General features: G+C 62.3%; 24 protein-coding genes. 6 read left to right on the plus strand and 18 right to left on the minus strand.

Annotated elements, in window-relative coordinates:
- Positions 1–59 precede the first annotated feature (59 nt).
- The gene (gene gltA / locus LB577_RS17270; protein WP_013895376.1) at positions 60–1,388 is read left to right on the plus strand and encodes a citrate synthase; all 1,329 of its coding nucleotides are present in this window, start codon (positions 60–62) and stop codon (positions 1,386–1,388) included.
- 38 nt (positions 1,389–1,426) lie between these two features.
- Here gltA and lpxB read toward each other — a convergent pair whose 3' ends face one another.
- From lpxB to LB577_RS17335, 13 genes are all read right to left on the minus strand, one after another.
- Positions 1,427–2,611: a lipid-A-disaccharide synthase gene (gene lpxB / locus LB577_RS17275; RefSeq protein WP_224687611.1), complete on the minus strand. Its 1,185-nt coding sequence runs from the start codon at positions 2,609–2,611 to the stop codon at positions 1,427–1,429.
- Entirely contained in the window at positions 2,601–3,503 is a 903-nt protein-coding gene (locus LB577_RS17280; RefSeq protein WP_224687612.1) for an LpxI family protein, read from the minus strand. Before LB577_RS17280 ends, lpxB begins: the two co-directional genes overlap by 11 nt.
- Complete coding sequence (gene lpxA / locus LB577_RS17285) at positions 3,490–4,323, minus strand: acyl-ACP--UDP-N-acetylglucosamine O-acyltransferase (RefSeq protein WP_224687613.1); 834 nt, start codon at positions 4,321–4,323, stop codon at positions 3,490–3,492. Before lpxA ends, LB577_RS17280 begins: the two co-directional genes overlap by 14 nt.
- A 12-nt stretch (positions 4,324–4,335) precedes the next feature.
- Positions 4,336–4,803, minus strand: a complete 468-nt coding sequence (gene fabZ, locus LB577_RS17290; protein ID WP_013895372.1) for a 3-hydroxyacyl-ACP dehydratase FabZ — start codon at positions 4,801–4,803, stop codon at positions 4,336–4,338.
- Complete coding sequence (gene lpxD, locus LB577_RS17295) at positions 4,796–5,851, minus strand: UDP-3-O-(3-hydroxymyristoyl)glucosamine N-acyltransferase (protein ID WP_224687614.1); 1,056 nt, start codon at positions 5,849–5,851, stop codon at positions 4,796–4,798. Before lpxD ends, fabZ begins: the two co-directional genes overlap by 8 nt.
- Positions 5,852–5,926: 75 nt before the next feature.
- On the minus strand, positions 5,927–8,299 hold the full coding sequence (bamA, locus tag LB577_RS17300) for an outer membrane protein assembly factor BamA (RefSeq protein ID WP_023764923.1): 2,373 nt from the start codon (positions 8,297–8,299) through the stop codon (positions 5,927–5,929).
- A gap of 217 nt (positions 8,300–8,516) precedes the next feature.
- Positions 8,517–9,659 (minus strand): RIP metalloprotease RseP, encoded by a 1,143-nt coding sequence (rseP, locus tag LB577_RS17305; RefSeq protein ID WP_023764921.1) that lies wholly within the window; start codon positions 9,657–9,659, stop codon positions 8,517–8,519.
- 96 nt (positions 9,660–9,755) lie between these two features.
- On the minus strand, positions 9,756–10,571 hold the full coding sequence (locus LB577_RS17310) for a phosphatidate cytidylyltransferase (RefSeq protein WP_224687615.1): 816 nt from the start codon (positions 10,569–10,571) through the stop codon (positions 9,756–9,758).
- Positions 10,568–11,302, minus strand: coding sequence for an isoprenyl transferase (locus LB577_RS17315; RefSeq protein ID WP_023764919.1), 735 nt, complete (start codon positions 11,300–11,302; stop codon positions 10,568–10,570). The genes LB577_RS17310 and LB577_RS17315 overlap by 4 nt, the downstream gene beginning before the upstream one ends.
- A gap of 31 nt (positions 11,303–11,333) precedes the next feature.
- Positions 11,334–11,888, minus strand: coding sequence for a ribosome recycling factor (frr, locus tag LB577_RS17320; protein WP_224687616.1), 555 nt, complete (start codon positions 11,886–11,888; stop codon positions 11,334–11,336).
- 99 nt (positions 11,889–11,987) lie between these two features.
- Positions 11,988–12,710: a UMP kinase gene (gene pyrH, locus LB577_RS17325; protein WP_013895365.1), complete on the minus strand. Its 723-nt coding sequence runs from the start codon at positions 12,708–12,710 to the stop codon at positions 11,988–11,990.
- 148 nt (positions 12,711–12,858) lie between these two features.
- The gene (locus LB577_RS17330) at positions 12,859–13,968 is read right to left on the minus strand and encodes an aldo/keto reductase (RefSeq protein WP_224687617.1); all 1,110 of its coding nucleotides are present in this window, start codon (positions 13,966–13,968) and stop codon (positions 12,859–12,861) included.
- Between the two features lie 47 nt (positions 13,969–14,015).
- On the minus strand, positions 14,016–14,543 hold the full coding sequence (locus LB577_RS17335) for a nuclear transport factor 2 family protein (protein ID WP_224687618.1): 528 nt from the start codon (positions 14,541–14,543) through the stop codon (positions 14,016–14,018).
- Between the two features lie 116 nt (positions 14,544–14,659).
- Here LB577_RS17335 and LB577_RS17340 point away from each other — a divergent pair, with 116 nt between their 5' ends.
- Positions 14,660–15,586 (plus strand): LysR family transcriptional regulator, encoded by a 927-nt coding sequence (locus tag LB577_RS17340; protein ID WP_224687619.1) that lies wholly within the window; start codon positions 14,660–14,662, stop codon positions 15,584–15,586.
- A 77-nt stretch (positions 15,587–15,663) separates the two neighbouring features.
- On the opposite strand, the gene tsf is transcribed toward LB577_RS17340, so the two are convergent.
- From tsf to LB577_RS17365, 5 genes are all read right to left on the minus strand, one after another.
- Entirely contained in the window at positions 15,664–16,584 is a 921-nt protein-coding gene (gene tsf, locus LB577_RS17345; protein ID WP_224687620.1) for a translation elongation factor Ts, read from the minus strand.
- 109 nt (positions 16,585–16,693) lie between these two features.
- Positions 16,694–17,476: a 30S ribosomal protein S2 gene (gene rpsB, locus LB577_RS17350; RefSeq protein ID WP_023777441.1), complete on the minus strand. Its 783-nt coding sequence runs from the start codon at positions 17,474–17,476 to the stop codon at positions 16,694–16,696.
- 176 nt (positions 17,477–17,652) lie between these two features.
- Positions 17,653–18,264: a LysE family translocator gene (locus LB577_RS17355; protein WP_224687621.1), complete on the minus strand. Its 612-nt coding sequence runs from the start codon at positions 18,262–18,264 to the stop codon at positions 17,653–17,655.
- Positions 18,261–18,539: a DUF4031 domain-containing protein gene (locus tag LB577_RS17360; RefSeq protein WP_013895358.1), complete on the minus strand. Its 279-nt coding sequence runs from the start codon at positions 18,537–18,539 to the stop codon at positions 18,261–18,263. Before LB577_RS17360 ends, LB577_RS17355 begins: the two co-directional genes overlap by 4 nt.
- Positions 18,540–18,635: 96 nt before the next feature.
- A complete protein-coding gene (locus tag LB577_RS17365) occupies positions 18,636–19,466 on the minus strand; it encodes a cell envelope integrity EipB family protein (protein ID WP_013895357.1) in 831 nt (276 codons plus the stop codon).
- A 139-nt stretch (positions 19,467–19,605) separates the two neighbouring features.
- On the opposite strand from LB577_RS17365, the gene LB577_RS17370 reads away from it, so the two are divergent.
- The 4 genes from LB577_RS17370 (at position 19,606) to LB577_RS17385 (ending at position 22,633) form a co-directional block, all read left to right on the plus strand.
- Positions 19,606–20,070 (plus strand): RidA family protein, encoded by a 465-nt coding sequence (locus LB577_RS17370; protein WP_224687622.1) that lies wholly within the window; start codon positions 19,606–19,608, stop codon positions 20,068–20,070.
- 13 nt (positions 20,071–20,083) lie between these two features.
- Entirely contained in the window at positions 20,084–20,812 is a 729-nt protein-coding gene (locus LB577_RS17375; RefSeq protein ID WP_224687623.1) for a glycerophosphodiester phosphodiesterase, read from the plus strand.
- Positions 20,813–20,867: 55 nt separating this feature from the next.
- Complete coding sequence (locus LB577_RS17380) at positions 20,868–22,079, plus strand: GNAT family N-acetyltransferase (protein ID WP_224687624.1); 1,212 nt, start codon at positions 20,868–20,870, stop codon at positions 22,077–22,079.
- Between the two features lie 107 nt (positions 22,080–22,186).
- Positions 22,187–22,633 (plus strand): HIT family protein, encoded by a 447-nt coding sequence (locus LB577_RS17385; protein ID WP_224687625.1) that lies wholly within the window; start codon positions 22,187–22,189, stop codon positions 22,631–22,633.
- Positions 22,634–22,698 lie beyond the last annotated feature (65 nt).

Genomic DNA, 22,698 nt, shown 5'->3' on the forward strand with positions numbered 1-22,698 from the left:
GACGTGTCGCTCTGCAGAATTTGCCTTTGCCGGCATGAGGAAACGAGAAGGAGTTTGCAATGACCGAAGCTGCGACAAAACTGGAATTTGGCGGCAAGACCCAAGAGGCCACGGCAAAGCTGGAATTCGGCGGCAAGACTCATGAGTTCAAGGTGCGAAGCGGTTCCGTCGGACCCGACGTCATCGACATCGCTTCGCTCTACAGCACCACCGGTGCCTTCACCTACGATCCCGGCTTCACCTCGACGGCGAGCTGCGAGTCGGAGATCACCTTTATCGATGGCGATGCCGGCATTCTCCTGCACCGCGGCTATCCGATCGACCAGTTGGCCGAACACGGCGATTTCCTCGAAGTCTGCTATCTCCTGCTCTACGGCGAACTGCCGACCAAGGCGCAGAAGGACGATTTCGATTACCGCGTAACGCGCCACACCATGGTGCACGAGCAGATGTCGCGCTTCTTCACCGGCTTCCGCCGCGATGCGCACCCGATGGCGGTGATGTGCGGTGTGGTCGGCGCGCTGTCGGCCTTCTATCACGATTCCACCGACATCTCCGACCCGTACCAGCGCATGGTTGCCTCCATGCGGCTGATCGCCAAGATGCCGACGATCGCGGCCATGGCCTACAAGTACCACATCGGCCAGCCCTTCATTTACCCGAAGAACGATCTCGGTTTCGCGGCCAACTTCCTGCATATGTGCTTCGCCGTGCCGTGCGAGGAATACAAGATCAACCCGGTGCTGGCACGCGCCATGGAGCGCATCTTCATCCTGCATGCCGATCACGAGCAGAACGCCTCGACCTCGACCGTTCGTCTCGCCGGCTCTTCGGGCGCCAACCCGTTCGCCTGCATCGCCGCCGGCATCGCTTGCCTGTGGGGTCCGGCCCATGGCGGCGCCAACGAAGCGGCGCTCAACATGCTGGGCGAGATCGGCCATGTCGATCACATCCCGGAATTCATCGCGCGCGCCAAGGACAAGGACGACCCGTTCCGGCTGATGGGCTTTGGCCACCGCGTCTACAAGAACTACGATCCGCGCGCCAAGATCATGCAGAAGACGGCGCATGAGGTTCTGGGCGAACTCGGCATCAAGGACGATCCGCTGCTCGACATCGCCATGGAGCTTGAAAAGATCGCGCTGACTGATTCCTACTTCATCGAGAAGAAGCTCTACCCGAACGTCGACTTCTACTCCGGCATCACGCTGAAGGCGCTGGGCTTCCCCACCACCATGTTCACCGTGCTGTTCGCTGTAGCCCGCACCGTCGGCTGGATCGCGCAGTGGAAGGAAATGATCGAGGATCCGCGCCAGAAGATAGGCCGTCCGCGCCAGCTCTACACCGGTGCACCGGAGCGCGACTACGTGCCGATCGCGAAAAGGTAGGGAATAGAATAGGGAATAGGCAGTAGGGAATAAGATGCCTACTGCCTACTGCCTACTGCCTTCTTTATGCACCCCATCACCACCTCCGCGGCGATCTCGCCTGAAGGCCTGTCCGTGGCCATGCGCCTGACAACTTCAGCAAAGCCGTCCTTTTGCCAGCTACGGTAGGCGGTGTCCGAAAACAGCGCCTCCAGCTGCCGCGCCAGATAGCGTGGCCGCACATACTGGTTGTAGTGCTCCGGCACGATCGCCTGGTCGGCGATGAGATTGGGCAAGGCGGCACTCCACACCCTGACCAGGCCCTGGACCATGCGCATCACCGGATCGAGCCGGTAACACGAGATCGTCGGCACGCCCGACAACGCCAGTTCCAGCGACACCGTTCCAGACGCGATCAGCGCGGCATCGGCCTTGCCGAAGGCCTGCCATTTGCGCTCGGGATCGAGAATGATTTCCGGCTCCTGGTCCCAGCGCGCCACCGAGGCCCTGACCAGGTCGGCGACATGCGGCACTGTCGGCAACAGCAGACGCAGTTGATGTCCGCGCTGCCGCAGGATCGAGACCGTCTCGCCGAACGGTTCGATCAGCCGGCTCACCTCACCGCGCCGCGAACCGGGCAAGACGAGCAGCGTCTTGATGCGATCTCCCGAGAGGTCGCGCGGCTGGGTCTGCGCTCTCGCAGCGCTGAGTACGCCCGGATCATGCGCAAGGCGGTGCCCGACATAGGTGCCGGGCGGGCCGCCGAGGCGGCTGAGCTCCTTCACCTCGAACGGCAGGATGCACAATATGTGGTCGACATAGGGCTTCATCGCCGGCGCCCTGCCCGGCCGCCACGCCCAGACGCTTGGACAGACATAATGGACGATCGGAATCGACGGATCGGCGGCGCGGACCTTTTTGGCGACGCGCAGCGAGAAATCAGGGCTGTCGATGGTGATCAGGCAGTCGGGGGTTTCAGCAGCGACCGCGCCCGCCGTCTGGCTGATCCGCCGCATCAGGCGCGGCAGGTCACGCAGAATGGCGCTGAGCCCCATCAGCGCGATCTCGGCACCATCGAACAACGGCACCAGCCCAAGCGCCTGCAGATGCCGTCCGCCAATGCCGACGAGCCGTACCTCGCGTCCGGTCATGCGCTTCAACGCCTGCACGATGTCGGCGCCCAACAAGTCGCCGGACTCTTCGCCGGCGACGATGGCGATCTTCAGCGGCTTCTCAGTTGCCATGGCCAGGCTCCGCGGCCGGCAGGCCGAACACGAACAGGCCAAGCGCATTGGCGCGCGCGAGAACGACGGGACCTTCGAGGATCAGCGAATGGCCGGCTTCCACGGCAATGCCGGCAAGCCCGGCGGCGTGTGCCGCCTCGACCGTACGGGGGCCAATGGATGGCAGATCGGCACGCAACTCCTGGCCGGGCTTGGCGCATTTGACCAGGACACCGCGCGTCTTGCCGGCAAGCCTGCCATGGCCGCGCAGCTGCTGCGTCCGCTCGAGCAGTCCATGGGTGCCCTCGACGCCTTCCAAAGCGATGGCGCGGCCACCGATGGCAATAGCCGCCTGGCCAATGTCGAGCGCGCCGATGGCCTTTGCCGCCATGCGTGCCGCCTCGATGTCGCGCCAGTCGGACTTTCTCGGCACTGCCTTGGTCAGAGGCCCTTCGGCAGCGACAAGCCGGGGTACGACCTCATGCGCGCCGACGACCTTAACGCCGCGCGCCTCCAGGCCGCGGGTCAATATCTTCAACAGCCCGTCATCGCCGCGCGCAAGCGCCATGGCGACCGAGGGTATCAGCGCCAGCAAGCCAAGGCTCGGCCGCATGTCGACCAGCCGCGGCCTGCGCCTGATCTCGCCGGCAAGGACCAGATGGGTGATCCGCCGGCGCCTCAGCAACGCAGCCAGCGAGCCGATGTCTTCCAGCGCGAGACTTTCATGCTCGTAGATTGTGAGGTCGGACTGGCGGTCGGCCTGACCTTCGACCAGGATGATGACGGGCGGATGTCCTCCCTCTGCCAGGCCGGCCGCCACTTCGACCGGAAGGCTGCCGCCGCCGGCGATGATGCCGACCCTGGCATCAGGCGGGAGATCAAGAGCAGTATCCGCCGTCTTAGTCTTCGTCATCGGTGTCGTCGCCATCGCCGCCCTTGAGCGACGGCACGGCATAGTGCCGCTTGCCGCGAGTGGTGATGAAATCGATGATCTTCATGGCGGTCGGGGAAGAGGCGAACTCCGCCTTGGCGATCTCGATGTTCTCTCCAACGGTGCGGGAGCGATCGAAGATCGTCTTGTAGGCGCTGCGCAGCAGATAGATTTCGGAACGCGGCAGGCCGGCACGCTTGAGGCCGATGATGTTCAAGCCGCGCAAGCTGGCGCGGTTGCCGACGGCAATGGCATAGGGAATGACGTCACCGACAAAAGCCGAGCACCCGCCAAGAAAGGCGTTGTCGCCAACACGCACGAATTGATGCACGGCGCTGAGGCCGCCGATATAGACGTTGTCGCCGATCTCGCAGTGTCCGCCCAGCGTAGCGCCATTGGCGAAGGTGGCGTTCTTGCCGACAACGCAATCATGGGCGATGTGGGCGTAAGCAAGGAAATTGCCGTTGTCGCCCACCGTCGTTTCGCCCCGGCTGGTGTCGGTGCCGACATGCATGGTCACGCCTTCGCGGATGGTGCAGTTCGCGCCGATGACCAGGGTGGTGCGGCCGCCCTTGTGCTTGGTGTTCTGCGGCGGCGCACCCAATGTCGCCATCGGATAGACCTTGGTAGACGCTCCGATAGTGGTCGCGCCCATCACCGAGACATGGCTGACCAGTTCGACACCGTCGCCGATCACGGCATCGGCGCTGACATGGCAGAACGGCCCTATGCGCACACCTTGGCCGATTTGAGCGCCTTCTTCCACGACGGAAGAAGGATGGATTGAAGTCTTGATTTTCATAGCACTCGATCGTCAGTCGCCGGTGACCATCATGGCTGAAATCTCGGCCTCGGCCGCCTTGGTACCGTCGACCAGGGCTTCGCAGGCGAATTTGAGCAGGTTGCCGCGCTTCTTGATTTTCTTGACATGGATCTTCAACTGGTCGCCGGGGACGACCGGTTTACGGAATTTGGCATTGTCGATGGTGAGGAAATAGACCAGCGACGGCTTCGATGCTCCAAGGCTGCGGATACAGATGGCGCCGGCCGTCTGCGCCATGGCCTCGACGATCAGCACGCCCGGCATCACCGGCTGGTCGGGGAAATGCCCCTGAAAATGTGGCTCGTTTATGGTCACGTTCTTGATGCCGATGGCGGAGTTGTCGCCATCGATCTCGACGATGCGATCGATCATCAGGAAGGGATAGCGGTGCGGCAGGAGCTTCATCAGCCCCATTATGTCGACCGCTTCCAGCGTCGTCGCCGCCACCATGTCAGCCATTGTCCTTGCCCTGCTTGCGTGCCCTGGCCATCGTGCGCAACATGGCTATCTCTCGCATGGCTTCCGCCATCGGCTGTGCCGGATAACCGCCCCAGATCTCGCCGGCTGGAACATTGCTCATAAATCCACTTCTGGCGGCAAGCTTGGCTCCGGTGCCGATGGTCAGGTGATCCGCCAGCCCGACGCCGCCGCCCATCGTGACATTGTCACCCACGACCACGGAACCGGAAATACCGGAAAGCCCGGCCACTATGCAATTGCGGCCGATGCGGACGTTATGAGCGATCTGTACGAGATTGTCGATCTTGGTGCCCTGGCCGATGATCGTATCGGACATGGCGCCGCGATCGACGGTGGAATTGGAGCCGATCTCGACATCGTCCTGGATGACGACCCGTCCGATCTGGGGAACACGTTCCGGCCCCTTGGCGCCGCCGACGAATCCAAAGCCGTCCTGGCCGATCCTGGCGCCGCCATGGATGATGACCCGGTTGCCGATCAGCGCATACTGGATACTGGTGCCGGGCCCGACATAACCGTCACGGCCGATCTGGCAGGACTGTCCAATGACGGCGTTGGGCGCGATGACGGTGCCGCTGCCGATCGAGACGCCCGGCCCGATGACCACGCCGGCCTCGATGATCGCGCCGGCTTCGACATGGGCCGTCGGGTCGACATGAGCGTGCGGGGAAATACCGGTTTCACTGGTCATTGGCCCCGGGGTCGCGGCTGTCGGGAACAGCAGCCGGCCAATCAGCGCGAATGCCTGTTGCGGTCGCGGATGGATCAGGACAGCAACGCCGGCAGGCGCCTTGTTGGCGAATTCGGCCGGACACAGGACGGCCGCGGCCCGCAGCGACGGCATCAGCGCTGAATTACGCTTGCCGTCAACGAAGACGAGCGCATTGGCGCCGCCCTCGCTGGCCGGAGCCAGCGCAGAGATAGAAACGTCGGATTGGCCGGAATCGACAAGCACCGAGCCGGTCAGATTCGCGACTTCGGCCGCCGTATACCGGCGTGATGGCGCGAAGAACACCGGATCGGTCATTCCAGAAGCTATATCCAGCTAGGTCGGAACATTTCTCCCGGATCCAGAAAATCCGGGAGCATCGTTGGCCGCCGATCAGAAGCGGGTCGATATGCCGAAGTTGAATTCCTGCACGTCGTCGGTCGCTTCCTTCCTGACCGGGATCGCATAGTCGATACGGATCGGGCCGAAGGGCGAGGCCCACATCAGGCCGATACCGACCGAAGCACGCAATTTCATGTCAAGCGAACTCTGGTTCACGCTGGTATCGATCTTGCTGCCGTACAACGTTGCAGCATCCGCAAACACAGCGCCGCGCAGACCGAAGCTCTCCGGAACAACCGGCAACGGGAACTGAGCTTCGGCCGAGGCGTTGAAATAGGTCACACCCCCGAGATGGTCACCCGTGGTCGGATCGACCGGGCCGATACCGGCATAGGCAAAGCCACGGATCATGCGGTCAGTGCTTTGGAATTGATCGAATATCCGCAGAGATCCATCGCCGCCGTAAGCCTCCACGTGACCCGCACCGCCTGAAATCAATCCGACCAGGTCAAGCTGCTCGGATAGAGTCTGGTAGACGCTGCCGCGTCCGGTGACCTTCACGAACTTGGCATCGCCACCGAGACCGGCCACTTCGACCGTCGTGTTGGCGTAGATACCCTCGTGCGGGTTCTTCATGTCGTCAATGGTGTTGTAGACCAGCCCCAAGCTGACCGACGACTTGATCCAAGGGCTTTGAGCGATGCCATCCAGGATGGCCGGAGAAATCGTGCAGGTGCCGTCTGGGTTTCCGACGGTGGTAGGACCGCAACTATCGTCGACCTTATATTTCTCTTGCGAGATGTTGTAGGCCAGCTGGGTCGTGATGCTGTTGGTGATCGGCAGTCCGAAGCGGATCGTCGCGCCCGTCGTGTCGCTGTCGTAATTGTTGTTGTATTCCCGCGTCGACTTATAGATGTCGAAGCCGGCGGCGATGCGACGCCCGAGGAAATACGGCTCGGTGAAGGACAGGCTGTAGTCGCGTGAATTCTTGCCGCCGCCCGCCGACACCTTGATGAACTGGCCGCGGCCGAGGAAGTTACGCTCGGTGATCGATCCTTCGACCGACGGACCCGCCGTGTCGCCACCGGTGGAATAGCCGGCACCGACCGAGAATTCACCCGTCGACTTCTCGACCACGTCGACCACCAGCACGACCTGATCGGGCTGCGAGCCTGGCACCGTCGAGATATCGACTTTGTCAAAATAATTCAGGTCTTCCAGCCGCTTCTTCGCGCGCTGGATGAGCACCTGGTTGAACGCGTCGCCTTCGCTGACGTCGAATTCGCGGCGAATGACGTAGTCGCGTGTGCGATCGTTGCCACGGATCTCGATGCGCTCGATATAGGCCTTGGTGCCCTGATCGATGGTATAGACCACCGAAATCGTATGGTTCTCGAAATTGCGGTCGCCACGTGGCGTCACCTGCGCGAAGGCGTAGCCGGAACCGGCCACCTTCTCGGTCAAGGCAATGATCGAATCCTCGACGTTCTTGGCGTTGTAGACGTCACCCTTTTGGGTCTCGACCACCGATTGCAGCGACTTGGCGTCGACTTCCGGGATCGTGCTTTCGACGCTGATGTCGCCGAAATTGTACCGCTCGCCTTCCTGGACGGTAATGGTGACCGTGTATTTGTTCGTCGCATTGTCGAGTTCGCCGACAGCCGACACAACCTGGAAATCGGCGTAGCCGTGATTGTAATAGAAGCGGCGCAGCAGCTCCTGGTCGGCGCGCAGCTTGTCTTCGTCATAGACGTCATCGCGCAGGATGAACGAAACCCAGGACGAGCGCTTGGTGTTGATCACGTCCGACAGGCGGCGGCTGGAATAGGCGCTGTTGCCGACAAAATTGATCGCGGCGATCTGCGTGCGGTCGCCTTCAGTGACCTTGAAGACCACGTTCACGCGGTTGTCACCGAGATCCATGATCTGGGTGGTCACGCCGGCGTCGTCACGGCCGATACGGCGGTACGCGGCCTTGACCGCCTCGACGTCCGAATCGAGCGTGGCTTGCGAGAACGTGCTGCGCGGCTTCAGCTGAACCGCGGCCTGAAGCGCGTTGTCCTTGAGCTTCTTGTTGCCCTGGAACAGCACCTGGTTGACGACCTTGTATTCGGAAACCTTGACCACCAAGGTCGAGCCGACCTGGTTGATCTGGACATCCGAGAACAGGCCGGTGCCGAACAGCGCCTTGACCGCGCTGTCGATGTCCGAACTGGAGAAGGCCTTGCCCGGCTTGATGGTGATGTAGTTGCGGATGGTCTCGGCGTCGACACGCTGGTTGCCGCTCACTTCCACCCGGCTGACGACAGCGGCTTCAGCCGCCGATGTGGCAACGAATTGCACTGCGAGCGCACCTGGTACGACCAGAGCGGCGGACAGTGCCGCCGCGGACGCGGCGTTCAGAAACTTGGATGCTGCCTTCATCGGGCTTAATAACCTTTTCTCGTAGTCCCCACGGCGAGAAAACCGGACGTGCGGTAATTTCCCCTACCGTATTAACCGGATTTTCCCTACACGCAAGGCTTCTGGTTAATTTGTATTTACTTAACCGAGTTGCGTGGCTTTCGCGTCACTCATATCCCCGGGCATGGTAAACGACGTCTCAACATCGACCATGCCCAGGCCAAATTCCTTCATGATTTCAGCACCCAAACAGATCGTTCCAGAAAACGAAGCCCATGAAGCACAGCACCAGAAGCAGACCGGCCCGATAGGCCATTTCCATCATCCATTCCGACACCGGACGGCGGATGACTGCCTCCACCCCGTAGAACAAGAGATGGCCCCCGTCGAGGGGGGGAATCGGCAAAAGGTTTAGAATGCCTATCCCTACGGACAGCAATGCAACGAGCTGAACCAGCCACTCGAAACCCAGTTTGGCCGCCTTGCCGGCCATGTCGGCGATCTTGACCGGGCCACCCAACTGGCACTTGTCCTCGCGCCCGACGGCGAAACGCTGCATGAACTGGCCGGTGCGCTGGATGACATGGCCGGTTTCCTCGACCGCCGCGGCAACGGCCCCGACCGGCGTGTAGGTGACGAGACGGGGCTGGCCGAACTCCTTGTTGTTGACGACGCCGATCACCGCGACCTTGACCTTGTTGCCGAGTGCGTCTTGCTGCTCCATCAACTGCGGTGTCGCCGTCACGGTGACTTCCTTGCCACCGCGCAGCATGACGAAGGTGATGGTGTCACCGGCACGGCCCGAAACCAGGCGCTGCACGTCACCGAAGGTCTCGACCTTGCTGCCGTCGACGCTGACGAATCGGTCTCCGGGCAGGATGCCGGCCTTGGCTGCCGGACTGTCAGCGGTAACCTGCGCCACCATGGGCTCGGCGACATAACGCCCATAGGTGGTGAACAGCACGGAGAAGACGACGATCGTCAGCAGGAAATTGAACAGCGGCCCGGCCGCCACCGTCGCCGCGCGCTTCCATATCGCCTGGGTGTGGAAGGCAATCTTGCGTTCCTCATCGGTCAGCGTTTCGAGCTCTCCAGCCGTAGGTTTGCTGGAGGTGGCGCTCATGTCGCCGACAAATTTGACATAGCCGCCCAGCGGTATGGCGCAGAGCTTCCAGCGCGTGCCATGACTGTCGTTGAAGCCGATAAGTTCCGGACCGAAGCCGATCGAGAACGCCCTGACCCCGATGCCACACCAGCGGCCGACGAGGTAGTGGCCCATTTCGTGGACGAACACCACCACGGTGAGCACGAAGAGAAACGGCACCAGCGTGCCTAGAAAGAGGCCGTCCGTGCTGAAAATCGCGTGAAGAATCTCGTTCAACTCAGGCCCTCAATTCTTCCGCGGGTGCGCCGTGACTGTGACATCAATCCAGGCAAATCCAAGGCATGCCCGCATCGGATCGCGAAACGACACCATTCAAATGGGAAACAGCCCCCGTGCCGGATGATCGGCCCCCGCCGAAATCCAGCCGATGACGTACAGGGCAAGAGCCGCCGCGACAAGCCCATCGACACGATCCATGACGCCGCCATGACCTGGAATGAGCACGCCCGAATCCTTGCAGCCATGCCGCCGCTTGACCCATGATTCGAAAAGGTCGCCGGCCTGGGCGACAATCGAAAGCGCGAGCGCCACGAGACCGAGCAACGCCAGGTTGCCGGCGCCGGCGATGGTGGCCAGGATGAGACCGGCGACAACGCCGCCAACCGCGCCGCCGAGCGCGCCGCTGCGCGTTTTGCCGGGCGAAATCGACGGCGCCAGTTTGGGGCCGCCGACGGCGCGGCCGACAAAATAGGCAAAAATGTCGGTCGCCCAGACCACCGCGAACAGAAACAGGATTGCGACCAGCCCCGAATGGTCGCCATCACGCAGCAGGGCAAGCGACAAGCCAGACACGCAAGCATAGGCAAGACCGCTCGCGTCCCACTGCCCGCTCTTGCCGACCCGGGCGGCAATCGCCGCCACGGCAACCAGTGCCACGACGAGCGGCAGCAGCCAAAATGAGGAAAGGCCGGCAATCAGGGCGACGATGAAAACGGCGGCCAGCGCTTCCGGCAGGAACCCGAGCCCGCTGGCCGGCACAGCCCGCGACATGCGTGTCCACTCGTAAAAGATCATCGCCGACATCGCCGCGCACAGCAGCCGGAAGGGCAGACCGCCAAGCCAGGTCAGGCCAAGGGCGACGATGGCCAGCACGACCGCCGAAATGACGCGGAGCTGAAGGTTGCTCATCCCGCGGCCGGTCGCGAAGCGACGTCTGGCGGGCCCAGGCCGCCGAAGCGGCGCTCGCGGCCGGCGAATTCGCGCAAGGCCTCTGCGAGGTGCTCGCGGTTGAAGTCCGGCCAATAGCACGGCAAGAAGACGAGTTCGCTGTAGGCGGCCTGCCACAAGAGGAAGTTGGACAGGCGGAGCTCGCCGCTGGTGCGTATGACCAGTTCCGGATCGGGGATGCCTTGCGTGTCGAGCAAGCCGGCAAAGCTTTCGGCGGTGATTGCCTCGCTGTCGATCTCGCCGCGCGCCACGGCCGAGGCAAGCTTGCGCGCCGTGCGGACGATCTCGTCGCGCCCGCCATAGTTGAAGGCGATGACCAGCGTCAGCGCCTCGTTGTTGGCGGTGAGCGATTCGGCTTCGTCGAGCAGCCCCCTGATGTCGGCCTGCAGCCCTGTCCTGTCGCCGATGATCCTGACCCGCACGCCACTCTGGTGCAGATCGGCAAGGTCACGGCGGATGAACAGCTTCAACAGCCCCATCAGGTCGCTGACCTCGGACTTCGGCCGCGACCAGTTCTCCGACGAGAAAGCATAGACGGTCAGGAAGGAGATGCCGAGATCGGGAGCCGCCCGCACCGTCTTGCGCAGCGCCTCCACCCCGGCGCGATGACCCGCAAGCCTCGGCATGCCACGCGCCTTGGCCCAGCGTCCATTCCCATCCATGATGATCGCGACGTGCGCGGGCGTTGTCATGATCTCGCTTTCGGATCAGCCCAAGGCCAACCTAAACCTGCATGATTTCAGCTTCCTTGTCGGAAAGCAGATGATCGATGGTGCTGATCGTTTCGTCGGTGAGCTTCTGCACCTGGTCCGAACGCTTGCGATGATCGTCCTCGCTGATGTCGCCGTCCTTCTCCGCCTTCTTCAGAAAGTCCATGCCGTCGCGGCGCACGTGGCGCGCGGCGACGCGGGCGTTCTCGGCGTAGCCATGCGAGATCTTGACCAGTTCCTTGCGGCGCTGTTCGTTGAGCTCCGGCAGCGGAATCCTCAGATTGGTGCCGTCGACGATCGGATTGAAGCCCAGATTGGACTCGCGGATGGCGCGGGCGCCCGCGCCGACCATAGACTTGTCCCAGACCGACACCGAGATCATGCGCGGCTCCGGCACCGTGACGTTGGCGACCTGGTTGATCGGCATGGTGGTGCCATAGGCCTGAACCTGGATCGCATCGAGCAGATTGCTGGAAGCGCGACCGGTCCGCAGCGAAGCCAGGTCATGCTTGAACGCGGCGATTGCCCCATCCATGCGCCGCTTGAGATCGTCGTACTCACCACTCATCTTAGTCTCCTCGACCCGTCTGCCGCGGGTTCACTGCTTCGGGGGCGTTCGGGTCCGATTGTCGAAAACCGGCTTCCCTCTTCGGGATCAGGCCCCGGATCAATCGTCCGCGACGACCGTGCAGCGGCCGCCGCCCCTCAGAATATCGCCGAAACCACCTTTTTCGTGGATCGAATAAACGATTATCGGAATGTTGTTTTCACGCGCAAGTGCAATCGCAGCCGTATCCATGATGGAAAGGCCGCGTTTTATGACTTCGCCATGGCTGATGCGCTCGAAACGCGTCGCATCCGGGTCCTTTTTCGGGTCGGCCGAGTAGACGCCGTCCACCTGCGTGCCCTTGAACAGCGCGTCGGCGCCGATTTCAGCCGCGCGAAGTGCGGCGGCCGAATCGGTCGTGAAGAACGGATTACCGGTGCCGCCGGCAAAGATCACCACCTTGCCCTGGTTCATGTAGGCGGTCGCCTGGCGTTGCGAAAAGCTTTCGCAGAGCTCGGGCATGGCAATCGCGGACAGCACGACGGCGTCGACGCCGATCTTGTTCAGCGATGTTCGCAGCGCCAGCGAGTTGATGACCGTGGCCAGCATGCCCATGTGGTCGCCGGTGACGCGGTCTCCGCCCTTGGAGGCGACGGCCACGCCGCGAAAGATGTTGCCGCCGCCGATGACGACGCCAACCTCGATGCCCAGCGCGCGGGCTTCGGCGATGTCGGCGGCAATGCGGTCAACGACCGAGACATCGATGCCGAAATGCTGTTCGCCCATCAACGCTTCACCCGACGCTTTCAGCAAGACACGTCGGTAGAGGGGCTTCACCGTCATATGGTCCTCGTCATTTGCATGTGGCGCGCCTGGGCTGGCCGCCCTCGCGCAGGCGCCCGAACATTGGCACGATGCCGAGTTCCGATACACGAAGGGGGGCGCCCGGGGGCCCCCAGACGGCAATTTCATGGGCACCCTGCCCGATCGATCAACTGGTGGAGACGCTGGTCGGCAGACCTTCGACGAGCACCGGCGACGCGTATCCGGAAGGCTTGTCGCCAGTCGCGGCACCGCCGGTAACGCGCGCCTGTATTTGCGGACCGAAAAAGGAATAGGGAAACGGCGCCGGAGTCCTGCTGACCTCGTCCAGCCGGTCGCGAAGCCTTGCGGGAATCTCGAAATCCAGCGCGCCAAGATTGTCCTGCATCTGGGCAAGCTTCGTCGCGCCGAGGATGACGGCGGCAATCCCCGGCTGCGTCGCCGCCCAGTTGAGCGCGACCTGGGACATGGAGCGGCCAAGCTCGGATGCGACCTTCTCGAGTTCGGCGACGATGGTCCAGTTATGCTCGGTGAACTTCTGAAAGCCCGGATGCGTCGAGTTGCGAAATCCGTCGAGCCGACCGGCGTTTCCGGCCTGAGCCAGCCGATACTTGCCGCTCAGCAGCCCGCTGGCCAGCGGGCTCCAGACCATGATGCCGGCGCCATGGCGCATGCCGAACGGCACGAACTCGTTCTCGATCGCGCGTTCGGCCAGGGAGTATTCGAGCTGTAGCGCCGAGACCGGCTCATATCCACGCAGTTCGGCGATCGCCTGGGCCCGGCCCGCATACCAGGCCGGCACATCGGAAAGGCCGACATGGCGAATTTTGCCCGCGCGCACGAGATCGTCGAGGGTGCGCATGACCTCTTCGGCCGGCGTCAGCCTGTCCCAGACATGCATGAGATAGAGATCGATATAATCGGTGCCCAACCGCTTCAGCGAGGCATCGACGGCCCGCATGATGTTCTTGCGGCCATTGCCGCCGGCATTCGGATTGCCAGGCTGCATGTTCATGGCGAACTTGCTGGCGATCACCGCCATGTCGCGCAAGCCGCGCTCGGCGATGAATTCGCCAAGCCAGGCTTCGGCGGTGCCGCCGGTGTAGAGGTCCGCGGTGTCGAAGAAATTGCCACCCGCCTCGACATAGGCGTCGAACATCGCCCGCGCGGTGTTCCTGTCGGCTCCCCAACCCCATTCCGTGCCGAAAGTCATCGTGCCCAGCGCCAGACGGCTGACCCTGAGGCCGCTGTTGCCGAGCGTGTAATAGGTCATGCTCATGATCGTTCTCCAATGCTTGGTAGCTACTGCGTCACTGGCCCGCAGTGTCACTGTCCCGGCGCCGTCTTGACCCAGGGATTGCCGCGCTCATGCGTCATGCGGAACGTGAAGCCGTCGACCTTCCAGCCGGTGGCGGAGCGCGTCAGGTGGTGCTCATAGGTGCCCCAGACTTCCCAAAGCGGGTCGCCATTGCCTTCCATCCGGTTCCAGGCATAGCCGTTGGAACGAACGGTCGCCGCATCGGCCTCAAGGACGACCTGGTGGTTGGTGCGCAAATGCAGGCTTGTCTTGCTGCCCTTGAGGTTGCCCGCCCAGGCGCCGATCAGGTCGTCGGAAGCGATGTTGGCCGTCGGCTGTCCGGAAAGGCTGCTGAAATTGGCAGTGACCCGATCCGCGAAATAGCTGCGTGCAAGCTTCCAGTCCTGGGCGTCGACGGCGCGGTCGATGGCATCGGCGATGCGGATCACCGCGCGCTCGTCAGCGAACGCCCGCCAGTCGGATGGCTCCGCCCCGCCGGCATCGATCGGCGCCAACGCCATGCCTGCCGCGAAAGTTACCTGCTTCAATGCATTCATGTCTTTTCTCCTCGATGCCATCAGCCCATCGCCGACGTGTTGGCGACAATGTGGACCGGCACGCTGACATCGATAAGATTGCATTGTTCGCATGGACTATGCGATATCATGCATGAATGGACCGGGACCTGCTCCCCCACCTGCCTGTGATCGTCGCCGTTGCCCGGCGCGGCGGCTTCGCGCTTGCCGCTGCCGAACTCGGCATGAGCCCTTCGGCGGTCAGCCATGCGGTGCGCCTTGTCGAAGAGCGGATCGGCCAACCCTTGTTCGCACGCACGACGCGCAGCGTTTCGCTCACCGAGGCCGGCAAGGCGCTGGTGGAAACGGCGGCCCCTGCCCTTCAAGACATTGCCGAGCGGATGGACCGTATCCGCAGCGTCAAAGGCAGGCCGTCTGGCCTGCTCAGGATCAACGCCTCCAACATCGCGATCCCATTGGCGGTGACGCCAGTGGTCGCAGCGATGGCCGAGCGCTATCCGGAGGTTACGGTCGAGATTTTCGCCGACCAGGGTCTGGTGGATATCGTCGGCGAAGGCTTCGATGCCGGCATCCGGCTTGGCGAGATGATCGCGCAGGATATGGTGGCGGTTCGGCTGACGCCGCCATTCTCCGTCGTCATCGTCGCCTCGCCCACCTATATCGGACGGCACGGCCGTCCCGGCAGCGTTGCCGACCTGGCAAATCACAATTGCATTGGCTACCGGCTCGTCCGTTCCGGAGCACTCTATCGCTGGGATCTGGTCGAGGATGGCAAGGACATCGCCATGGAGACGCGGGGCAGCGTTGTGGTGACGGATTCGCTTGCGGCAATCGATCTTGCGCTTGCAGGCGTCGGGCTCGCCTATATGTTCGAGCCGCTGGCGCGCGCGGATCTTGCCGCCGGCCGCCTCGTCCAGGTTCTGCCGCAATCGGCGATCGAGGAACCTGGGCTGTTTCTCTACTTCCCACGCCGGGCCGCGATGGCGCCGAAGCTGAGGGCCTTCATCGATACCGCAAACGAAATCGGCCGGGCGCCCTTGCGGACACCCGGCCGAGTTGCCTGAAGCGGTTTTCCCGGGAAAAGCGCGTAGCGCTTTCCCTTGGGAATTGGGTCAAAACAAAGAGTTAGCCCTGGAAAAGGCTATTTCTTGACCGCCGCCGCGACTTCCGCCGCGAAATCGGTCTCTTCCCTCTCGATGCCTTCGCCGAGCGCGAAACGCAGATAGGCCGTGATCTTGGCCGGAGCGCCGATGTCCTTCTCGGCATCCTTGAGTGCCTTCTCGACGGTGATGTCGGGATTGAGCACGAAGGCCTGCTTCAGAAGCACGACTTCCTCATAGAACTTGCGCATGCGGCCCTCGACCATCTTCTCGATGATCGCTTCCGGCTTGCCGGACTGGCGCGCCTGGTCGGAGAAGATCGCCTTCTCGCGCTCTACCGCTGCCGGATCGATCTGCTCCGCGGTCAGCGCCATCGGGTTGGTGGCGGCGACATGCATGGCGACCTGGCGGCCGAACGCGTTGGCGGCATGCTCATTGCCGGTGGTTTCGATCGCGACCAGCACGCCGAGCTTGCCAAGGCCGTCGGCGACGGCGTTGTGGACATAGGTAGCGACGGCGCCGTGCGGAACGGTCAGCTTGGCCGAGCGGCGGAAACCCATATTTTCGCCAATGGTGCCGACGGCGTCCTTGATGGTGTCGGAAACCGACTTGTCCGAGTTCGGATACTTGGCGGCAGCCACTGCTTCGGTCGTGCCGTAGGCGAGCGCCACCTTGGCAACATTGGCAACGATTTCCTGGAACGCGGCGTTGCGGGCGACGAAGTCGGTCTCGGAATTGACCTCGACGACGGCAGCTTCGCGCACGCCATTGTCAACGCCGATCAGACCCTCAGCCGCGGTACGGCCAGCCTTCTTGTCGGCCTTCGAGATGCCCTTCTTGCGCAGCCAGTCGACGGCCTCTTCCATGTTGCCGTTGGTCTCGGTCAACGCCGCCTTGCAGTCCATCATGCCCGCGCCGGTCAAGTCGCGGAGTTCTTTGACCTGTGCAGCCGAAATGCTCATTGTCGCCTCTTTGGTTTAAATGCACCGACGCACCATCGATATTCGATGATGCGTCTGTCTAGCGTGCCAAAATATGAGAAAGATGAAGGCCGTTGCCGGCCTTCGATTGTCAAGCTTCGGGGGCTTCCGAAGCCGGAGCCGGATCGAGCGCAGGCTCGACGGGAGCTTCGACCGAAGCGCCGATGTCGACACCGAGCGCGCCCTGCTGACGGGCGATGCCGTCGATCGCAGCCTTGGCGATCAAGTCGCAATAGAGCTGGATGGCGCGGGCCGCGTCGTCATTGCCGGGGATCGGGAAGTCGATCTTGTCCGGATCGCAGTTCGAATCGATGATGGCCACGACCGGAATGCCGAGACGCTTGGCCTCGAGGATGGCGATCGCTTCCTTGTTGGTGTCGATCACGAACATCAGGTCGGGCGTCGAGCCCATGTCCTTGATGCCGCCGAGTGCCTTGTCGAGCTTCTCGCGCTCACGGTCGAGGTTGAGGCGCTCCTTCTTGGTGAGGCCCTGGGCCTCGCCGGCCAGCATCTCGTCGAGCTTGCGCAGGCGCTGGATCGAGTTCGAGATTGTCTTCCAGTTGGTCAGCATGCCGCCGAGCCAACGCGAATTGACGTAATACTGGGCCGAACGCTGTGCCGCGTCAGCGACGATGTCCGACGCCTGGCGCTTGGTGCCGACGAACAGCACGCGGCCGCCCTTGGCAACGGTGTCGGAAACCTGCTTCAGCGCCTGGTGCAGCAAAGGCACCGTTTGGCTGAGGTCGATGATGTGGATGTTGTTGCGGGCGCCATAGATGTAGGGCGCCATCTTCGGGTTCCAGCGATGGGTCTGGTGGCCGAAGTGAATGCCAGCTTCCAAAAGCTGGCGCATGCTGAAATCAGGCAGTGCCATTCTCATTTCCTTTCCGGTTAGCCTCCACGGACACAGGCATTTTTGGACAAAGTCCTCGAACGCCACCGGAGGTTTCAGCCGGATTTCTCCCGGGCAGACACCAAAGTCCGTGTGTGGAATGAGCGCGCATATAGAGGGGATGCGCGACAAACGCAAGCGACGAGGCGCTTCACCGCTCAGCGTGCGGCAATCAGCGCTCCGGTGCCGATCATGGCGCTGCCGGCAAACCTGTTCATCAGCCGCATGCGCTTCGGCGTCCTGAACCAGCCTGAGGCCCTGCCCGCCAGCGCGGCATAGAGCCCCATGGTCAGGACGTTGACACTGATCACGACCGCAACCACCAGCAAGCCATCGGTGAAGGTCATGGTGTCGAGATTGAGGATCAGCGGCATGATCGAGGCATGGAACAGGATAGCCTTCGGATTCCCCAGCGCTATGGACGCGCCAAGGAAGAAAGACCTGGATAATCTCGCCTCGGCCATCTGCGCCTTATTTGATTGCGTCGCCGAGGCCCGCCACATTCTGGCGCCGAGAAAGATCAGATAGGCGGCGCCCGCATATTTCAGCAGGAGAAAGATCCATTCGAAGGTCTGGGCGAGCGCCACCAGTCCGAGCAGCGCCAGAGTGACCAGCACGGCATCGCCGGCGGCGACTCCGACGCCGGCTATGAAGGCGCGAAGAAACCCACGCGACACGCCATTGGTGATGACCGCGAACATCGCTGGTCCGGGTGTTGCGGCGGCAAGGGTGACGGCGGCGCAATATGCGAGAAATGCCGTAGGTGTCATCGCCTGGCCTTTCCGTTGGGCACCCGCACGCGTCGGAAGATGGCGACGATCTGCTCGCGGCTGCATTCGATGGCGCCGAGCCGCACCGCGCGGTCGCGCTCGAAGCCGGTTATGTCATAATGCGGCGCCGATGTCTTGGGCGGTCCCTGGTAGGACGAGCGCTTGACGCCGAGTTCGGCGGCAAAGCGATGCAACTCGTCGGTATCGTCGGCCAGGAGATGGCACCAGAGATGGCCCGCCCACTTCCAGATCGCCGCGTCGACATAGACCGCCATCAAGCCCGCCGTGGCCCGCTCAATTGCACATTCCCGCTATTTCGATACCGCGCCGGTTATCTCGATACAGGGCCAATTATTTCGATACCAGGCCAATTATTTCGATACTGGGCAAGGCTTTGTCTGGTCGAACAGTGAAAGATTGACCAGCTTGCCGGTCATCGAGAAGTCGCCATAGTCCATGGTGAGATCGCGGGTGATGCCGTTCTCATGCAGCTTGAAGCTGATCCGGTATTCCGGCACTTCTTCGCCATTCTGGGCGCTGTCGTCGAAATAGGCGATGTCGACCGGCCAGTATTTGTCGGTGGCAAGCTTCGCCAGCGCCGGCGCTTCCGGATCGGCCTTCTCGCCATCAGTCTTCTTGCCGACGACGACGGTGGTCGCCATCACCTTGTTGGCGTCTTCCGAACCGTCGAACAGGTTTGTCTGGTAGAAGTTCTCGCCCTTCTCGGCCTTGCCGATCAGTTCGACCAGATGCTGGGTCGGGAACTGGGTGGCGGCGAGTTCGAGGCTGTTCTTCTCGGGCTTGTCGATATCGACCTTGAGCCCCTTGGCGTCTTTCGTGGCAATGCCCTTGACCTCCTTGTCGAGGTTCTGGTCGACGAAGGATTTGGTCACGAACGAAAACGTCTTGCCTTCGGCATCCTCGAACGTGGTCGTCTGCTGGTCGGTGACCCTTGTATTGTCGTTGGTGACGATCTGGGTGACGAAACGGAATTTCACGGTATAGCCTTCGCAGGCGGACCCATTGAATTCGTAGACCATACGGCCCGATATGCCGGTTATGCCGGAGCGGTCGGACGCCTTGTTGAGGGTGAGATCGTACACGGCGCGATGCGCCTGCAGCGCCGGCACGGCGAAAGCGGGCCCTATCGAGAAGACCGCCGACAACAGGACGGCATGGAATGCGAGGCGCGTTGCGCGCATGTGGTGCTCCGATCGTCGCGGCTGATGGCAGGGCCGCAGGGAAAGATGGTCCAGCTTAAAAAAAGTCATGGCGGAAGCGAGGCAAAAATAGCAATTTCGGCCCGGCCAGCGCGGCGCCTTCCAGCAATAGGGAAAAGCAATGAGTGAAACAATCGAAAAGCGGCTAAGCGATCTGGGCGTGACGCTTCCTGTCGCCGCCGCGCCTGCCGCCAACTACGTGCCTTACTGCAGGACCGGCAACCTGCTGTTCACCGCCGGGCAATTGCCGCTCAAGGACGGCAAGCTGCAGGCCGTCGGCCTGCTCGGCCGCGACGTCGATACGGCAAGCGGCAAGGACGGCTCGAAATACTGCGCCATCAACATTCTGGCACAGGCCAAGGCAGCGCTCGGCGATCTCGAGAAAATCCGCCGCCTGGTGAAGATCACCGTCTTCGTCGCCTCCGCCACCGACTTCGTCGAGCAGCACCTGGTTGCCAATGGCGCCTCAGATTTCCTGGTCGCCGCCCTTGGCGAGCGCGGCAAGCATGCCCGCTCCGCCGTCGGCACCGCCTCCCTGCCGCTTAATGCCGCAGTGGAAATCGAAGCGATCTTCGAAGTCGAATGAGCGAAGGCCCGACATGACCGACCTTTCCTGGCTGATTGCCCGGCCCGTTGCCCATCGCGGCTTTCACGACATGAACAAGACGCGCTGGGAAAACACGCTTTCCGCCTTCACTGCCGCGGCCGAACGCGGCTACGCCATCGAATGCGACGTGCATCTGTCGTCGGATGGCGTGCCCGTCATCATCCACGATGGCGACCTGAAAAGGCTGACCGGGCAGGATGGTTTCGTCTGGCAGCGCACCGCGGCTGAACTTGCGACGCTCAAGGTTGGCGGGACATCGGATCACGTGCCGACGCTGCAGGAAGCGCTCGACCTCGTCGATGGCCGCGTACCCATGGTCGTCGAGCTGAAAGGAACTCCCGGCCGCGACGAAGGCCTGGTGGCGCGCGTCGGCAAGATGCTCAAGCGCTACAAGGGCAAGGCGGCGATCATGTCGTTCGATCACTGGCTGATCCGCGGTTTCGCCGAACACGCGCAGGGAATTCCGGGTGGACTGACCGCCTACGGCAAGGACCTCAAACTGATCGAGGCGCATTTCGCCATGCTGGCGCACGAGCTTTCCTTCACCTCCTACGCAGCCGGCGATCTGCCGAATCCGTTTGTCAGCTTTGTGCGTGAAAAGCTCAAAATGCCTGTCATTACCTGGACGGTGCATGATCAGCCCGCGGTCGACCTGACCTTCAGATACGCCGACCAGATGACCTTCGAAGGGTTCGAACCCGACCTCGTCGAAGTCGCCTGAGCGGAGTGTCTGAAACGTGACTTGTAGCAGCCCGGATGGAGCTTAAATAAGCCTCATGGATCAGGGCGACGATGGCGACAGGCAAACGGCAAATGCGGACTATTCGATCCGCATCGCCGCAGGCATCGGAGCCTTCACCTGCGATGAATGGAACGGATTTGCCGGCACCACGCGCAACGCGGAAAACGACTATAACCCGCTCGTTTCATACGCTTTTTTAAGTGCGTTGGAGGATTCCGGCTGCGCCGTGCGGCGCACCGGCTGGCAAGGACATCACCTGCGGCTGGAGACAGCGCAAGGCAGGCTGCTCGGTGCCGTCCCCTGCTATCTCAAGTCGCACAGCCAGGGCGAATATGTGTTCGATCACGGCTGGTCGGATGCCTTCGAGCGCGCCGGCGGCCGCTATTATCCAAAACTGCAAAGTGCTGTGCCGTTCACCCCGGTCACCGGCCCTCGCCTGCTGGTCGGCAAAGGCGAGGACCAGGATGCGGTGAAGGCCGGGCTGGCCGCCGGCCTCAAAATGGTGACCGACAAGCTCGGCGTGTCCTCCGCCCATGTGACCTTCGCGCAGGAGAGCGACGTCGCGACGCTGGAGGCGGCAGGCTTCCTGCATCGCACCGACCAGCAATTCCACTTCTTCAACGAAGGCTTTTCCTCCTATGACGACTTCCTGGCCACGCTTGCCTCGCGCAAGCGCAAGGCAATGAAGAAAGAAAGGCGCGAGGCGCTTGCCGATGGCATCTCGATCGACTGGCTGACCGGCAAGGACCTGACGGAAAAGGCCTGGGACGACTTCTTCGCCTTCTACATGGACACTGGCAGCCGCAAATGGGGCCGTCCCTATCTGAACCGTCAGTTCTTCTCGCTGATCGGCGAACGCATGGCTGACGACATCCTTCTGGTGATGGCCAGGCGAAACGGGCGCTACATAGCCGGCGCCATCAACTTCATCGGCTCCGACGCGCTCTATGGCCGCAACTGGGGCTGCATCGAGGATCATCCCTTCCTGCATTTCGAGGTCTGCTACCACCAGGCGATCGACTTCGCCATCGAACGCAAGCTCAAGGTGGTCGAGGCAGGCGCCCAGGGAGAGCACAAGCTGGCACGCGGCTACCGGCCGGTGACCATGCATTCCGCCCATTACATTTCTCATCCCGGCCTGCGCAATGCGGTGGCCGACTATCTCCGGCGCGAGCGTCGCGAAGTCGAACGGATGGGCGAATATCTGGAAGACCACACGCCATTCCGTAAGGACCTGGAGGAATAGCGGGCGCCTTTTGCGCGGCAGCCACCTGATCGTCCCACGACATCGTCTTGCCGCTCCGGGGCAGCTTGGCTACACGGGACGGCGAGGCACAATCCGGAGCGTTCACCATGGCCGACACCGCCTACGACACCGAAAACATCTTCGCCAAGATCCTGCGCGGAGAAATTCCCTCGCACCGCGTCTACGAAGACGAAGCAGTCGTGGCCTTCATGGACGTGATGCCGCAGGGGCCCGGCCATACGCTTGTCGTGCCGAAGGCGGCGTCACGCAACCTGCTCGACGCCGACCCCTCGACCTTCGGTCCGCTTTTCACGGTCGTCCAGAAAGTGGCGGCGGCGGTCAAACAAGCCTTCGACGCCGACGGCGTCACCATCATGCAGTTCAACGAGCCCGCTTCGGGGCAGACCGTCTACCATCTGCATGTCCATGTCGTCCCGCGCTTCGACGGCATCCCCCTGAAGCCGCACACGGGTGGGATGGAGAAGCCCGAAGTGCTGGCACAGAACGCCGAAACGATCCGAACCGTCCTGCGTAGCGGTTTTAAGTCTTTGTAAACTGAACGATCATATCGGCACCTGCGCCACCGTGGGCGACTGCTTTTTTAATAGTCTTTCAAACC

Origin of the sequence: Mesorhizobium sp. B283B1A (genome assembly GCF_020165735.1) — a bacterium.
Taxonomy (GTDB): Bacteria; Pseudomonadota; Alphaproteobacteria; order Rhizobiales; family Rhizobiaceae; genus Mesorhizobium; species Mesorhizobium opportunistum.